Source organism: Catenulispora yoronensis, assembly GCF_039531695.1.
GTDB lineage: Bacteria > Actinomycetota > Actinomycetes > Streptomycetales > Catenulisporaceae > Catenulispora > Catenulispora yoronensis.
Genome location: NZ_BAAAQN010000078.1, coordinates 18749 through 34824, shown reverse-complemented (window position 1 = coordinate 34824; position 16076 = coordinate 18749). Strand labels below are relative to the sequence as shown.

Annotated in this window: 10 protein-coding genes; 6 read left to right on the top strand and 4 right to left on the bottom strand. The window is 72.6% G+C overall.

The features are described from left to right. The first annotated feature begins 134 nt into the window (after positions 1 to 134). The 4 genes from ABD481_RS41010 (at position 135) to ABD481_RS40995 (ending at position 5697) form a co-directional block, all read left to right on the top strand. Positions 135 to 2801: a DUF4118 domain-containing protein gene (locus tag ABD481_RS41010; RefSeq protein ID WP_344671309.1), complete on the top strand. Its 2667-nt coding sequence runs from the start codon at positions 135 to 137 to the stop codon at positions 2799 to 2801. Next, entirely contained in the window at positions 2798 to 3496 is a 699-nt protein-coding gene (locus ABD481_RS41005; RefSeq protein ID WP_344671308.1) for a response regulator, read from the top strand. Before ABD481_RS41010 ends, ABD481_RS41005 begins: the two co-directional genes overlap by 4 nt. Positions 3497 to 3681: 185 nt before the next feature. Then, positions 3682 to 4629 carry a hypothetical protein gene (locus ABD481_RS41000; protein WP_344671307.1) on the top strand — a complete coding sequence of 316 codons (948 nt, stop codon included), beginning with the start codon at positions 3682 to 3684 and terminating at the stop codon, positions 4627 to 4629. A gap of 216 nt (positions 4630 to 4845) precedes the next feature. Further along, complete coding sequence (locus ABD481_RS40995) at positions 4846 to 5697, top strand: DegV family protein (RefSeq protein ID WP_344671306.1); 852 nt, start codon at positions 4846 to 4848, stop codon at positions 5695 to 5697. Positions 5698 to 5736: 39 nt separating this feature from the next. Here the strand turns inward: ABD481_RS40995 and ABD481_RS40990 are convergent, their stop codons facing one another. After that, positions 5737 to 6738, bottom strand: coding sequence for a LysR family transcriptional regulator (locus ABD481_RS40990; RefSeq protein ID WP_344671305.1), 1002 nt, complete (start codon positions 6736 to 6738; stop codon positions 5737 to 5739). 127 nt (positions 6739 to 6865) lie between these two features. Here ABD481_RS40990 and ABD481_RS40985 point away from each other — a divergent pair, with 127 nt between their 5' ends. After that, positions 6866 to 8170: an MFS transporter gene (locus ABD481_RS40985; RefSeq protein ID WP_344671304.1), complete on the top strand. Its 1305-nt coding sequence runs from the start codon at positions 6866 to 6868 to the stop codon at positions 8168 to 8170. 145 nt (positions 8171 to 8315) lie between these two features. On the opposite strand, the gene leuS is transcribed toward ABD481_RS40985, so the two are convergent. The 3 genes from leuS to ABD481_RS40970 all read right to left on the bottom strand — a co-directional run bounded on the left by leuS (position 8316) and on the right by ABD481_RS40970 (position 14040). Further along, positions 8316 to 11189, bottom strand: a complete 2874-nt coding sequence (gene leuS / locus ABD481_RS40980; protein ID WP_344671303.1) for a leucine--tRNA ligase — start codon at positions 11187 to 11189, stop codon at positions 8316 to 8318. 195 nt (positions 11190 to 11384) lie between these two features. Next, complete coding sequence (locus tag ABD481_RS40975) at positions 11385 to 12104, bottom strand: lysoplasmalogenase (RefSeq protein WP_344671302.1); 720 nt, start codon at positions 12102 to 12104, stop codon at positions 11385 to 11387. A 31-nt stretch (positions 12105 to 12135) separates the two neighbouring features. Then, complete coding sequence (locus ABD481_RS40970; RefSeq protein WP_344671301.1) at positions 12136 to 14040, bottom strand: phosphatidylglycerol lysyltransferase domain-containing protein; 1905 nt, start codon at positions 14038 to 14040, stop codon at positions 12136 to 12138. Between the two features lie 213 nt (positions 14041 to 14253). Here ABD481_RS40970 and ABD481_RS40965 point away from each other — a divergent pair, with 213 nt between their 5' ends. Further along, a complete protein-coding gene (locus ABD481_RS40965; RefSeq protein WP_344671321.1) occupies positions 14254 to 15741 on the top strand; it encodes a peptidoglycan-binding domain-containing protein in 1488 nt (495 codons plus the stop codon). The last annotated feature ends 335 nt before the right edge of the window (positions 15742 to 16076 follow it).

Sequence of the window (16076 nt, the reverse complement as noted above, 5' to 3'; positions counted from 1 at the left end):
ACCCGACCCGGACCCGCCGCCGCGAATCGCAAACGTGATGCAAACGCCTATGGTCAGCTGGCACTTCACGGCCATGGGACGATCGATCACGTGACGGATTCGGCGGACTTCCCGGGCCGCGCGGTGACGCCGCGATGAGCCAGCGCGGCCGGCTGCGCGTCTACCTCGGGGCGGCGCCCGGCGTGGGCAAGACGTACCACATGCTCGACGAGGCCCAGCGGCGCGCCGAGCGGGGCGGCGACGTCGTCGTCGGGTTCGTGGAGGCCCACGACCGGCCGCACACGCAGGCGATGGTCGACGGCCTGGAGGTCGTGCCCCGGCGCCGGATGGAGTACCGGGGCGCCGAGTTCGAGGAGATGGACCTCGAAGCGGTCCTGGCCCGGCACCCCTCGGTGGCGCTGGTGGACGAGCTCGCGCACACCAACGTACCGGGCTCGCGCAACGCCAAGCGCTGGCAGGACGTCGAGGACCTGCTGGCGGCCGGGATCGACGTCATCACCACGGTCAACGTGCAGCACCTGGAGTCGCTGAACGACGTCGTGCAGAAGATCACCGGCGTGCCGCAGCGCGAGACCGTGCCGGACGAGGTGGTGCGGGCCGCGGACCAGATCGAGCTGATAGACCAGGCCCCGGAGGCGCTGCGCCGCCGGATGGCGCACGGCAACATCTACAAGCCGGAGAAGATCGACGCGGCGCTGTCCAACTACTTCCGCCCCGGCAACCTCGGCGCGCTGCGCGAGCTGGCGCTGCTGTGGGTGGCCGGCCGGGTGGACGAGGCGCTCCAGCACTACCGGGACCAGCACGGCATCGACAAGGTCTGGGAGACCCGCGAGCGCGTCGTGGTGGCGCTGACCGGCGGACCGGAGGGCGCCACGCTGGTGCGGCGGGCGGCCCGGATCGCGCAGCGGCTCGGCGCCAAGGGCTCGGACCTGATGGCGGTGCACGTGGCCCGCTCCGACGGGTTGACCGGGGCCTCCCCCGCCACCCTGGCCGAGCAGCGGGAGCTGGTGGAGTCCCTCGGCGGCAGCTTCCACTCGGTGGTCGGGGACGACGTCCCGGAGGCGCTGCTCCAGTTCGCCCGGGCCGAGAACGCCACGCAGCTGGTGGTCGGGGTGTCGCGGCGGGGCCGGCTGGAGCGGTTCCTGAACGGCGGCTACGGCATCGGCGAGACCGTGGTGCAGCGCTCCGGCGACATCGACGTGCACATGGTGACGCACGAGCGCTCGGCGGCCGAGCGCAGCCGGTGGACCTGGGTCAAGCGGGTGGTGCGGCAGCCGGAGACCGGGCCGCGCTGGTGGGGGCCGGTGGCCGGGCTGGTGGTGCCGGTCCTGCTGACGCTGGTGCTGGCGAATCTGCGCGGCCAGCTGCACCTGACCAACCAGGTGCTGATCTTCCTGGCCGGGGTGGTGGCGGTGGCCCGCCTGGGCGGGCTGCGGTCGGCGTTCTTCGCCTCGCTCACCGCCTCGCTGCTGCTGAACTACTACTTCATCAGCCCGTTCTACCGGCTGACCATCAACGATCCGCAGAACATCGTGGCGCTGGTGGTGTTCACGCTGGTGGCGCTGATCGTGGCCTCGGTGGTGGACTTCGCCTCGCGGCAGGAGCGGCGGGCGGCGAAGGCCAGCGCGGAGGCCGAGACGCTGTCCGAGCTGGCGCGGTCGGTGCTGCGCGGGGACGAGGCGATCGGGGCGCTGCTGGCCCGGTTCCGGGAGACGTTCGGGATGGAGTCGGTGTCGCTGCTGGAGCGCGCGGAGCCGGACTCGCCGCTGCTCCCGGACGAGGCCGACGACCCGGAGGCGTGGCGGATGGTGGCCGCGACCTCGGCGTCCGGGGCGATGCCGTGCCGGGCCCCGGCCCAGGGCGACGTGGTGGTGCACGCCGGGCCGGACGCGATGCTGGTGCTGTGCGGGCGCACGCTGCCGGCCTCGGACCAGCACGTGCTGACCGCGTTCGCGGCGCAGGCGGCGGTGGCGCTGGAGCGGTCGAAGCTGGCCCGGCAGGCCGCCGAGGCGGTGCCGCTGGCGGCGGCGGACAAGATGCGCACGGCGCTGCTGGCCGCGGTGTCGCACGACCTGCGCACGCCGCTGTCGGCGGCGAAGCTGTCGGTGGCGTCGCTGCGGGACACCTCGGTGCAGTGGTCCGAACAGGACCGCGCGGAGCTGCTGGCCGGGGCCGAGGAGTCGCTGGACCGGCTGTCGCGGCTGGTGGACAACCTGCTGGACATGAGCCGGCTGCAGGCCGGGGCGCTGAACCTGGCGCTGGAGGACGTGGCGGTCGAGGACGTGGCGGCGATGGCGCTGGACTCCCTGGGCACCGACCGGTCCGAGCGGTCCCGGGTGGAGGTCGGGGACCTGGCCGGCGTGCCGGACGTGGTGGCCGACCCGGTGCTGCTGGAGCGCGCGGTGGCGAACCTGATCGGGAACGCGCTGAAGCACGGGTCGCTGGACGTGCCGGTGCTGATCACCGCCTCGGAGCTGGCCGGGCGGGTGGAGCTGCGGGTGGCCGACCGGGGACCGGGGATCCGGCCGGCGGACTGGGAGCGGGTGTTCACGCCGTTCCAGCGCCTCGGGGACCGGGACAACACCACCGGCGTGGGGCTGGGGCTGGCGCTGGCCCGGGGGCTGGTGGAGGCGATGGGCGGGACGCTGACCCCGGAGGAGACCCCGGGCGGAGGGCTGACGATGGTGGTGTCGCTGCCGGCGGCGGGGGCCGCGAACAACGAGGGGCCCGGAGACGTTGGTCCGGGTATGAACGGGGAACAGACCGCCGCCGCTTCCGGTGCCGAGGAGCCCGCACGATGATCAAGGTCCTGGTGGTCGACGACGAACCGCAGCTGCTGCGCGCGCTGCGGATCAACCTCACCGCGCGCAAATACGAGGTCGTGACGGCGGTGGACGGCACGTCCGCGCTGGCGCTGGCGGCCCGGACCCTGCCCGATCTGGTGGTCCTGGACCTGGGGCTGCCGGACCTGGACGGCGCCGAGGTGATCAAGGGGCTGCGGGGCTGGACCGAGGTGCCGATCGTGGTGCTGTCCGGCCGTGCCGACGCCTCGGACAAGGTCGAGGCGCTGGACGCGGGCGCCGACGACTACCTGACGAAGCCGTTCTCGATGGAGGAGCTGCTGGCCCGGCTGCGGGTGGCGCGGCGGCACGCCGACCGCAACGCGCCGAAGGCGGCGGTGCAGCGGATCGGCGACTTCGACGTGGACGTGGCGGCGCACACCGTGAGCCGGGCGCCCGAGGCGCCGGAGGCGGTGCCGCTGAGCGTGCACCTGACGCCGACCGAGTGGGGCATCGTCGAGGTGCTGCTGAAGAACTCCGGCCGCCTGGTGTCGGCCAAGCAGCTGCTCAGCGAGGTCTGGGGGCACGGCTACGAGAACGACACGCCGCTGCTGCGGTTCCACTTCACGAAGCTGCGGCGCAAGCTGGAGCGGGAGCCGTCGCGGCCGGTGCACCTGCTGACCGAGCCCGGAATGGGATACCGCTTCCAGCCCTGATATTCCGGAATTCCGACACCCAGGTCCGCGCATCGCGGCAAAGTCCCCGAGTGCGGAACGCTCCAGCTCGGCGACCGGGCCGCTACTGATCTGATCAATGGACGCCCGGTCGCGGAATATGCCATCGGGCGGAACCGACGGCGCGCCGTGCATGACGCGGCGCCGCCGCCCCCATATCTGGAAGCATGCGTTCGTTGCGTTTCGTGGCCGCGTGGGGACTCGGCCTGACCCCGCTGCTCGCCTCGGCGGCCGCCGGCACCGTGCCGGCCTTCGCCGGCGGCGGCGCCGGCCTGACCCTGACCGCCACCATGGAGGGCCAGGACCAGCGGCTCCTGGTCGGCACCCAGCACCTGGTCACCATCACCGTCGCCGACACCCCCGGCGAGTCCGACCTGCGGGACATCACCGTCGGCCTGGACGACCTGGACCCGCACCCGCTGCCGGTGACCTGCCCGGCGGGCGTCGACGGCCGGCTGTCGCTGGAGCCGGGGCAGTCGTTGCAGTGCACGGCGACGGTCACGGCCGAGGTGGGCTACCGGACCCTGCTGGCGAAGGCCAGTGCGCACGTGCCGGGCGGGGAGGACCTGGTCCGGTCGGTGCCGCTGCACTACACCGGGTTCCTGCCGCCGCCACCACCGCCACCGCCACCGGCCCCGGGCCCGGCCGCCGCCGCTCCCATGATGCACGCGGCGCTGAAGGAGCCGCTGACGTCGGAGCCGGCGGCGGCCCGGCCGCATCCGGGGTTGGCGGCTCCGCCGCCACCGGCCGTGGCGCCGCCTTTGGCTGACGCGGGGGACTCGGGAAACGCGGGAGACCTGGCCGCCGCGCCGAGGGAGGCCGGGGCTTGTGACAACAGCGCCGGCGGCGACGTGCCGCGAGCCGCGAGCACGTGCTGCGTGGACGGCAAGGCGGGCGTGAGTGCCAAGCCGTGCTGCGGCAAGGTTGCGGCTGCGGCTGCGGCTGCCGGACCCGACTGCGCCAAGCTGGCGCTGGCTGCGGCCGGCGGCGGCCACAAGAACGGCTTCCTGGCCTTCACCGGCCTGTCCGGCCCGATGCTCGCGGCGATCGGCGCCGCGGGCCTCGCGTTGATCACCGGCGGCGTACTCTTCGTGCGCCGAGGCGCCCGGCGGTAGCGCCGCCCGGCCATCGTTCCGGCCCGGTACCGATCCGGCCCGGTACCGATCCGTCGTGGGATCGGGCCGGGCCCTCTTGTTTCCTGGCGGAGCGTGCCGTTCCCAAGCTTCGAACAGGGTGTTCACCGACAAGGGACGCAGATCGCGAGCGATTCGAGCACCGGAGGCGGCTCCCGCCCATTTGCCCGGACGCCACCTCCGGATAACCTCAGCGGTATGCCCCGAATCGCGCTCGTCACCGACTCCACGGCCTGTCTGTCGGCGGAGTCGGCGGCCGCTCTGGGTGTCACCGCCGTCCCGCTGGAGGTCATCATCCGGGGGACGCCCTATCGGGAGGACGCTCCCGAGACCGGGTCGGTGCTGGTCGAGGCGCTGCGGGCGCACGAGGCCGCCACGACGTCGCGGCCCTCGCCGGAGGACTTCGCAGCCGCGTACCGGGCGGCGGCGGAGGCCGGGGCGGAGGGCGTGGTGTCGGTGCACATCTCCGCCGAGCTGTCGGCCACGCTGGAGGCGGCGGAACTGGCCGCCAAGGACGCGCCGGTGCCGGTCCGGGTGCTGGACAGCCGCACCGTCGGGATGGCGCTCGGGTTCGCGGTGCTGGCCGCCGCCGAGGCCGGCCAGGACGGCGGGCACGACCTGGACGCCGTCGCCGAGATCGCCGCCAAGCGGTCGGCGACCGCCTCGGCCTTCTTCTACGTCGACACCCTCGAATACCTGCGGCGGGGCGGCCGCATCGGCTCGGCGCGCGCCCTGCTCGGCTCGGCGCTGGCGATGAAGCCGCTGCTGCACGTGGCCGACGGCCGGGTGGAGCCGCTGGAGAAGGTCCGCACCTCGGCGCGGGCCATCGCGCGCCTGGAGGAGATAGCGGTCGAGCGGACCGGCGGGGACGGTTCCTCGGTGCACATCGCCGTGCAGCATCTGGACGCCGCCGAGCGGGCCGAGGCGCTCGCCGCCCGGTTGCGGGAGCGGCTGCCCGGGCTGAGCGGGATCACGGTCTGCGAGGTCGGCGCGGTGATCGGCGCGCATGTCGGGCCCGGGGTGCTGGGAGTCATCGTCTCGCCGCTGTAGGCGCGCCGGTCGGTGGTGGGGGCGGAGTGCTCCGGGTCCTCACGCGTCCACCGTGCCCGGGCGGTCCCAGGCGTCCACGGTGTCAGGACGGTCCAAGGCGTCCACGGAATCCACCGTGTCCAGGGTCTCCGGGGTCCAGAACCGGTCGTCACGGTCGGGCGCGCGCCGGGCCGCGAGGTGTCTGCGCAGGGCCCGGAGTCCCGGGTGCCGGTTGTCGCTCCGCCAGACCAGCGAATGCGGGTAGGCCGGGGTCGGGTCGAGCACCGGGATCCGGCGCAGGTCGTGCCCGGCCGGCCAGGCGAGCCGGGTTCGGTCGCCCAGGAACGTCGCCACGTCCGAGGATCCGGCGATGACGTCCATGAGATGGTCGGTCCCGAAGTTCGGGCCCACGCTGTCGATGGCGAGCCCGAACTCCGCCGCGAGCCGCTCGTAGTAGACGCCCCACTCGACGCCGGGCACGATCCCCGGGATCCAGATCCGGTGGCCGGCCAGGCGGGCCAGGGTCGTGCTTCGCGCCGTGGCCAGCGCGTGCCGGGGTCCGACCATGAGGTCCAGGGGTTCGTCCAGCACCCGCGCCGCCTCGACGCCGGCGGGCAGCCGCCGGTCGCGGGCGACGTAGCGGAACGTGGCATCGATCGTCCCGGCCTGCACGGCCGCGATCGCGGAGTCGCCGTCGAACAGCGTGACGACGTCCAGGCCCACGTCCGGGTGCGCCTCGTGGAAGCCGCGCAGCAGCATCTTCGGCTGGCTTTTCATGGTGATGACGTCGACCCGCAGCGTCCGGCTTCCGGGCCGCACCGAGGCGACGGCGCGTTCCGCAGCCTGGAGCAGTGCCGTGGCGTGGGGCAGGAACGCCTGGCCGTCGATGGAGGGCTGGGCGCCGCGCGCGCCGCGGGTGAACAGCCGGACGTCGAGCTCCCGCTCCAACGCGGCGATGCGTTTCGACACCGCTTGTTGCGTGATCGCGAGCTCGGTGGCGGCCTCTTGGAAGCTGCCGAGGCGGGCTGCGGCGACGAAGGTCCGCACTGCGTCGAGTTCCATGACGGGTCAGCCTAGTATCACAACGATTGGTTGTGTTCAGGCCGCCTATTGGTTGTTTGACCTGGGGTTTCTTTTCTCGCTTTGATTCAGTGGTCATCGTCGGGTTGTGGGCGGACGGGGAGTGCGCGTGGCGGGCAGGCGGCTGGGTCGGCGGTTCGGGTGGCTGTGGTCCGCGTACGCGGTGAGCAGTCTGGGCACCTGGCTGGCCTTCAACGCGTTCAATGTCATCCTGATCAAGGTGCTGCGTTCCGGCCCGGTCGAGGTCGCGATGCTGGCGGCGGCCGGTCCGGCGGTCGCGGCGCTGGCGGCGGTGCCGCTCGGGCCGTGGATCGAGGTCCGGCGCAAGCGTCCGGTCATGGTGGCGATGGATCTGGTCCGGTTCGCCGCGCTCTTGACGATCCCGGTGGCATACGCGTTCGGCGCGTTGACGTTCGCGCAGCTGCTCGCGGTGTCGGTCGTCGTCGGGGCCTGCGACATCGCTTTCGGCGCGGCCTCCGGGGCCTATGTGAAGTCGATCGTCGCGCGGGAGGACTTGATGGTGGCCAGCGGCCGGTTCGAGTCGACGACGTGGGCCTCGATCGTGCTCGGGCCGCCGCTCGGGGGTCTGGCGGTGGCGACGCTCGGTCCGGTGGTGACGGTGGTGGCGGACGCGGTCAGCTATGTGCTGTCGGCGCTCGGGATCCGGGCGATCGGCGGCGAGGAGGCGAGGCCGGAGGCGGCCGAGAAGGCCGCGGCGGACGCGCCGACCGCGTCGACCACGCCGACCGCACCGAACCCACCGAACCCACCGACCGCCGCGCCGAAAGCCGGCCTGCTCGACGGCTGGCGCCACATCCTCGGCAACCCGGCGCTGCGCCCGTTGTACTTCACCAACGTCGTCGTCAATTCGCTGATCATGGCCACCGAGCCGCTGCTGGCCGTCCTCATGCTCGGCCGCCTGGGCTTCCCGCCCTGGCAGTACGGCCTGGCCTTCGCGATCCCCTGCGTCGGCGGCCTGATCGGCTCCCGGCTGTCCGCGCCGCTGGTGGCCCGCTTCGGGCGGCAGCGGGTCCTGACCGTCTCCGGCACCCTGCGCGTCCTGCCGCCGATCGGCCTGGTCTGCCTGGGACCCGGACTGGCCGGCCTGCTGCTCGTCATCGCCGTCGAGGCGGTCCTGATCACCAGCTCCGCGGTCTACGCGCCGGTCGTGGCCACCCTCCGGCTGGAGCAGACCGCATCCACGCACGTCGCCCGGGTCCTGGCGGCCTGGTCGGTCACCACCAAGGCGGGCATCGCTCTGGGCACCGCGGCCTGGGGCCTGCTGGCCGCCGCGACGAGCCCGCGCTTCGGCCTCGGCCTGGCCGGCACGCTCCTGCTACTGACGCCGGCGGTGCTGCTGGGGGCCGGGGCCCGGGCGCGGTTCGCGAATCCGGGCCCTGAATTCCAGCCCTGAGCCGACTCCGACTCCGACTCCGACTCCGACTCCGACTCCGAGCTCCAGCCCTGAGTTCCAACTCTGAGCCCATAAACGCCGAGGGCCTGGTGCCGATCGCGCTCGCGATCGGCACCAGGCCCGGCAGAACGTCGTCCGGCCGCGGTTACGCGGGCACCACGTTCACCAGCTTCGGCGCCCGCACGATGACCGTCCGCACCCCGCGACCCTCCAGGGCCCGCTGCACGCCCTCGGAGGCCAGCGCCAGCTCGCGCAGCGCGTCCTCGGCGATGCCCGGCGGCACCTCCAGGCGGTCCTTGACCTTGCCGGCCACCTGGACCACGCAGGTCACCGTCTCGTCGACCAGGTACGCCGGGTCGGCGACCGGGTAGCCGGCGTGCGCCACCGTGTCGGTGCGGCCCAGGCGGGACCACAGCTCCTCGGCGATGTGCGGGGCGAACGGGGCGGTCAGCACCACCAGGGTCTCGGCGGCCGGGCGGGGCACCGCGGGCAGTCGGGTCAGGTGGTTGTTCAGCTCGATCAGCTTGCTGATCGCGGTGTTGAAGCGCATCGCCTCCATGTCGTTGCGCGCGCCGTCGATCGTCTTGTTCAGGATCCGCAGCGTGGCCTCGTCGGGCTCGGCGTCGGTGACGGTGACCTCGCCGGTCTCCTCGTCGACGATGTTGCGCCACAGCCGCTGCAGGAAGCGGAAGGAGCCGATGGAGGCGCGGGTGTCCCAGGGCTTGGACATGTCCAGCGGGCCCATCGACATCTCGTAGATCCGCAGGGTGTCGGCGCTGTACTCGTCGATCATGTCGTCCGGGGAGATCACGTTCTTCAGCGACTTGCCGATCTTGCCGAAGTGCTGGGTGACCTTCTCGCCCTGGTAGTAGTGGGCGCCGTCGACCTCCTCGACCTGGTCGGCCGGGACGTAGACCTCGCGGGCGTCGGTGTAGGAGGCGCCCTGGATCATGCCCTGGTTGAACAGCTTGCGGAACGGCTCGGCGCTGGTGACGTGGCCCAGGTCGAACAGCACCTTGTGCCAGAAGCGGGCGTACAGCAGGTGCAGCACGGCGTGCTCGGCGCCGCCAACGTACAGGTCGACGCCGCCGGTGTCGGCCGCGTCCCGGGGGCCCATCCAGTACTTCTCGGCCTCGGCGTCGACGAACCGGCTGTCGTCGTCCGGGGACAGGTAGCGCAGGTAGTACCAGCAGGAGCCGGCCCACTGCGGCATGGTGTTGGTCTCGCGGCGGTACCGGCGGGGCCCGTCGCCCAGGTCCAGGGTGACGTTCACCCATTCGGCGGCGCGGGACAGCGGCGGCTCGGGGGCGCTGGTGACGTCGCCGGCCTCGAAGGTCTTCGGCGAGAAGTCGTCGACCTCGGGCAGCTCCAGCGGCAGCATGGACTCCGGCAGGGCGCGGGCGACGCCGGCGTCGGGGCCGTCGACGGCGTAGACGATCGGGAACGGCTCGCCCCAGTAGCGCTGGCGGGAGAACAGCCAGTCGCGCAGACGGTAGGTGACGGTGCCCTCGCCGATGCCCTTTTCCCGCAGCCATTCGGAGACGGCGCGGATGGCGGCCGGGACCGGCAGGCCCTCCAGGCTGATCTCGTCGTTGGCGGAGTCCGTGATCTGCGCGGTCTTGGAGTCGTAGGACTCGGTCCACTCGGTGACGTCCGTCGGCCAGTCGGCCGGGGGCGCCACGACGATCCGCATCGGCAGGTCGAAGGCCCGGGCGAACTCGAAGTCGCGCTGGTCGTGGGCCGGGACGGCCATGATCGCGCCGGTGCCGTAGCCCATCAGGACGTAGTCGGCGATGAACACCGGGACGCCCTCGCCGTTGACCGGGTTGACCGCGAAGGTGCCGGTGAACACACCGGTCTTCTGGCGGCCCTCGGTCTGCCGCTCGACCTCGGTCTTGGCGGCGGCCTGGGCCCGGTAGGCGGCGACCGCCTCGATCGGGGTGGCGTGGCCGCCGGTCCACTCCGGCTTGGTGCCGGCCGGCCAGGCCCGGGCGACGAAGGAGTCGACCAGCTCGTGCTCGGGGGCCAGCACCATGTAGGTGGCGCCGAACAGGGTGTCGGGCCGGGTGGTGAAGATCTCGATGGTCTTGCTCGCGCCGTCCACGGCGGTCACCGGGAAGTGCACGCGGGCGCCCTCGGAGCGGCCGATCCAGTTGCGCTGCTGCAGCTTGATCGGCTCGGGCCAGTCCAGCCGGTCCAGGTCGCCCAGCAGCCGGTCGCCGTACTCGGTGATGCGCATCATCCACTGGCGCAGGTTGCGCTTGAACACCGGGAAGTTGCCGCGCTCGGAGCGGCCGTCGGCGGTGACCTCCTCGTTGGACAGCACGGTGCCCAGGCCGGGGCACCAGTTCACCGGGGCCTCGGCGATGTAGGCCAGCCGGAAGGAGTCGACGACGGCGGCCTGCTCCTGCGCGGACAGGATGTCCCAGGCGCGGCCGTCGGGGGTGGCGCGGGTGCCGTCGGCGAACTGGGCGATCAGGGCGGCGATCGGGCGGGCCCGGTCGGCGTCCCGGTCGTACCAGGAGTTGAAGATCTGCAGGAAGATCCACTGCGTCCACTTGTAGAAGGACACGTCGATGGTCGACACGCCGCGGCGGGTGTCGTGGCCGAAGCCGATGCGGTGGATCTGCTCGCGGTAGCGGGCGATGTTGGCCTCGGTGCTGATCCGGGGGTGCACGCCGTGCTCGACGGCGTACTGCTCGGCGGCCAGGCCGAAGGCGTCCATGCCGATGGTGTGCAGGACGTGGTGGCCGGTCATCATCTTGTAGCGGCCCAGCACGTCGGTGGCGATGTAGCCCAGCGGGTGGCCGACGTGCAGCCCGGCGCCGGAGGGGTACGGGAACATGTCCAGGATGTAGGCCTTGGGGTCGGACATGTCGGCGGGGTGGTTCGGCACCTCGAAGGTGTGGTTCTCGGCCCAGTAGTCCTGCCACTTGGGCTCGATGTCGGCGGCCACCGCGGCGGTGTAGCGGAACTTAGGCTCGTCGCTGGGCTTCGGCTGTGAAGTCTGCTCGCTCATTGTGGTCAAGTCTCCGCGGGTACGTCTGATGGGAAAGAACTGGGCTGGAAAAGAAAAAACCCCTCGGACATGGAGGGGAGCCGCGCTGACCCGGAACCCGTGCTCGGCCCGGTCTCTTTCAGCGCGGCTACATAAGGAGCAGCGTCACAGCCCGCATGCCTCAAGGGTACCAGCGGTGCCCCGCGGATATCCGCCCTACCTGCGCAGCAGCCCCAGGACCAGCAGGACCTGCGCGAGGTGGTACGTGACGATGATCGGGACGTCCAGGTCCCAGTCACGGCGCACGAACCGGGTCCAGCCGATCATCGCGTCGGAGGCGGCGAACAGCAGCGCGCCGGGGATGATCCGCAGGTCGCCGGTCCACCACGCGGCCACCACCATCAGCGAGATGACGGCGACGTAGGCCAGCACCGGCCCGGCGAGCGCCTGGTCCTCGGCCCTGGCGGCGGCGTGGACGCGCAGGCCGACGGTGGCGAACAGGGCTCCGGCGAGCACCAGCCCGGTGAGCACGAAGGAGATGGCGTAGCCGCCGTGGGCGCGCAGGCTGACGAAGGCGGTTATGTAGGCGACGTGTGCGAGCAGGAAGGCACCCAGGCCCAGGACGAAGTTGCGGGCGGCGGCCGGCGAGTCCTCGGGGAGCATCAGGAAGATGTCGCCGACCAGGCTCAGGGTCAGCGCGGCGACCGTGGTGACGACCAGATAGGCGGTCGCGTGGTGCGGGGCGGGGACGTTCGGAGCGGCGTGGTCGTGCGCCATGGCCAGTGCGGCGCCGATCAGCAGGAGCAGGGTCAGCGGCTTGGCGGCGTACTCGGCGGCGCGGGCGGCCGGGTCGTGGGCACGCCGGGCAACAGCGACCCAGTCGGTGAGGGCCGCCAGGAGGGTGAGGGAGACGAGGAGGGTCGAGGTGAGGGGCACAGCCGAAAGCTACTACCGGGTAGCTTGGCTGTCAGCCCTGCTGCGGAGGGGTGGCGGCGGTCGTCGGGTCCGTTTGCGGATCCGATTCCGGCGCCGGTTCCGATGCTGGTTCGGACGCCGGTTCCGACTCCTGTTCCGACTCCTGTTCCGGCGCGGGTGCCGGCTCCGGCGCGGGTTCGCACTTGCGCCGTCGGCGTAGGAACCGGGGCGTCGGGAACGCCAGGAAGCCCTCGGCGCGCCCGGCAGCGATCGCGATCCGGGCCAGGTCGCGGGCCTTCGGGAAGCACAGGTAGCGCGGCTCCCACACCGGCCGGTACTTCATGTTGGCCCGGTACAGCGACTCCAGCTGCCACCAGCGGGAGAACACGGACAGCACGACGCGCGCCAGGCGCAGGAACGGCCCGGCGCCGATCCGCCCGGCGCGTTCGAAGATGCTGCGGAACATCGCGAAGTTGAGCGAGACGCGTTCCACGCCGTGCTCCGGGCCGGCGTTGATCAGGTCGATGACCATGAACTCGACCAGGCCGTTCTCGGTGCCGCGCTCGCGGCGCATCAGGTCCAGCGACAGTCCTTTGACCCCCCAGGGCACGAAGGACAGCAGGGCCCTGAGCACGCCGTCGGCGTCGAGGCACTCCACCATCACGCACTGGCCGTCGGCCGGGTCGCCGAGCCGGCCCAGCGCCATGGAGAACCCGCGTTCGACCGCGCCGTCGCGCCAGTCGTCGGCGCGGCGCATGAGCTGGGCCATCTCCGGGCGGGGGATGTCGGCGTGGCGGCGGATGCGGGTGCGGTAGCCAGCCCGCTCGACCCGGTTGTAGGCCTGGCGGACCACGCGCATGGCCCGGCCCTCCAGGGTGAACTCGTCGACCTCGACCACCGCCTCGTCGCCGAGCTCGATGGCGTCCAGGCCGAAGCGGGACAGCACCTTGCCGCCCTCCTCGGAGGCGCCCATCACGGCCGGGACCCAGGCGTGCTGGCGGGCCTCGGCGAGCCAGGCCTCGATGGCGCCGGGCCAGGCCTCGACGTCGCCGATGGGGTCGCCGGCGGCCAGCGACACGCCGCCGACCGGGCGGTAGGCCACGGCCGCCTTGCCGGTCGGGGACCACATCACGGCCTTGTCGCGGCGCAGCGCGAAGTAGCCCAGGGAGTCCTGGTCGCCGAACTTGTCCAGCAGCGCGCGCAGCCGGGCGTCGTCGCGCGGCTCGTGCCGGACGCTGCCGCGCCGGGGCTGGAACAGCGCCCAGGCCACGGCCAGGATCATCACGCTGCCCAGGAAGTTGACGGCCACGTCCACCCAGTGCGGCACCTCGACGGCGGTGTCGTACCACCACAGCCCGGTGCCGGCCATGCCCGCCTTGAGCGTGTAGAGGGCCTGGTCGCCGAGGTCGGTGTGGGGGTTGGCGTCGTTCCAGGCCACCAGGGTGATCCCGATCAGCGTCGACAGCGCGGCGGAGACGCCGAGCACGACCAGCGCCAGGCGGAAGTTGGCGGCGTCGAAGACCGCGTAGAACTCCTTGCGGGCCCAGACCACCAGCGCGACGAACACCGCCTGGATCAGGAAGGACACGATCAGCGGGGGCAGCGGCTGCAGGTCGGCCCAGGTCAGGTCGTCGAACAGATAGCTGACGGCGAGCCAGCCCAGCGGGCCGACGAACACGCCGAGCACCATCAGCAGCCACCAGGCCACGCGTTTGCGGCGGCGCACCGCCGCGGCCAGCATCAGCATCAGCACGCCGAAGCCGAGCGAGGGCACGCCGAGCAGGAAGCCCAGGCTGAACAGGATGTAGTCGGGCAGCCGGTCGATCCGCTCGTTGGTGCGCGGCGACAGCGCCGACAGGATCGACATCAGCGCCACGATCCGGCAGTACCAGACCAGCACAGCGGGGATCCGGGCCCGGAAGCGCCGGGCCCGGCCGGTGCTCGCTGTCTCCGTCATCCGCGCCCTTACCTCCGGGTATGTCATGGTTCGTCACCGATCCCGCTCCAATCTACTCAACGCCGGGGTTCATCCGGGTGCGCCGGGCGGCGGACCGGCCCGCGACTCCCCCGCACCGGGTGGGTCCGGGACTTTTCCTGGTAACCTCCGCATCGCCGCGGGTGGGGCGGTGGCTATCGATCACTTGCGGACCGAAGGTTGGGGGGCGTGACCATGGACCAGCAGTCCGGGAGGCGGCTGCCTGCGCGGCAGGGCCAGGGACGGCCGCCCACGGCCGAGGAGATGGCCCGCCTGGGACAGCAGCAGCCGGAGTCCGGCGGCCGGCCGGCGGGCGGACCGCCGCCGGGCCTGCAGCCCGGCGCGCACCAAGGGCAGCACGACGGTCAGCCGAACGTGGTGCGGCCGTTCGTGCGGCAGGCCGAGGGGGACGGGCGGCAGTACCCGCAAGGGCAATTCCCGCAGGGAGAGTACCCGCAGGATCAATACGGGCAGGATCAATACCCGCAGGGCGGGTATCCGCAGGAGCCTTACCAGCAGGAGCCTTTCCAGCAGGGGCAGTACCCGCAGGGACCTTTTCAGCAGGGGCAGTACCCGCAGGAGCAGTACGACCACCCCGAGCCGCATGACGGCGGTGCCGGACCGCGGTGGGGCGGGGGCGAGCCCGGGTACGGGGGCGCTCCGGGTCCTGGTCCCGGGGGTATACCGGGCGGCCAAGGCGGTCCGGGCGGTCCGGCCGGTCCGGGCGGCATACCGGGTTCACAAGGCGGCATACCCGGCGGCCAAGGCGGCCCCGGCCCCTCCGGCCCCAGCACCAGCCTGATCCCCACGCCCATGCCCGCGCCGCGCGCCGTCGCCCGGCAGATCCGCCCCGGCGAGCGGCCGCCGGCGCCGGCCCGGCGTCCGATGAGCGACCTCACGACGACGATGCCGATCCTGGCCGCGCCGATCGAGGACCTCGACGTCCGCAACGCCCCGCCCGGCGAGTACGGGCACTTCCACGACCACGACGACAACGGCCGCCACCGCGCCGGGGCGCGTTCCCCGCGCACGCTGAAGGTCGCGGCGGTGCTGCTCGGCGTCGCCGCCGCCGGGGCCGCGGTGGCCGGCGCGTTCGCCGGCGGGTCCGACAAGTCCGGTACCGGCACGCCGCAGGCCGCCGGGGTGCCCACCAGCGGGGCCGCGCCGGCGCAGGTGGCCGCCGTGCCGGACGTGTCCAGCAGCGCCGCGGGCACCACGGCGGGGTCGTCGTCGAGCTCGGCGCCGACACCCACCCCGACGCCGACGCGCAGCACCAAGAGCCCGACGCCGACGAAGGCCTCGACGTCGCCGAGCACCGAGAAGACCACGCCGGAGATGGCGCCGCGGCCCAGCAGCAGCGCGCCGACCAGCAGTGCGCCGAGCACGCCGCCGAGCACGCCTCCCACCACCGCGCCGCCCACCACGCCGGCGTCCTTCGTCGCGTTGAAGTACCGCGACTCCGGTCCGGCGGTCAGCAAACTCCAGGTGGACCTGTTGGCCGCGGGCTACGGCTGGGACATGTACGGCTACCAGGACGGCCAGTTCGACCGCCCGACCAAGCGCGCGGTCCAGGATTTCCAGATGAACCACCCCGGCACCGCGGACGCCGACGGGTACGGTGTCTACGGCGCGGCAACCGCTCAAGCATTGCAGAACGCGATCAAGGGGGCTACGAACGGATAACGCCATTCCGCCTCGCGGGGGAACATCCGAGTGATAGCGTCTGTGATCACCCTAAGGTTGCGCCACACGACCGACGGAGGATCGGGAGGCAGAGATGTCCGCATCGCGGCGCCGGCCACCGGAGCCTGATTTACCCCGGATACCGGTGCGCCTGCCGGAAGCCGTGGCCGGCCTCTCCCGCCCCGACCCCGACCGCACCGGGCCCCGCGACGAAGACCCAGACCCAGAGCCGATGCCCGCGCGCACCGGCCCGAGTACCGAGGAGTTCAGCGTGGCGGAGTTCGACGGCGGACGGCGGCCCGGTCCGAGACCGAATCCCACGCCCGGCGCGCATC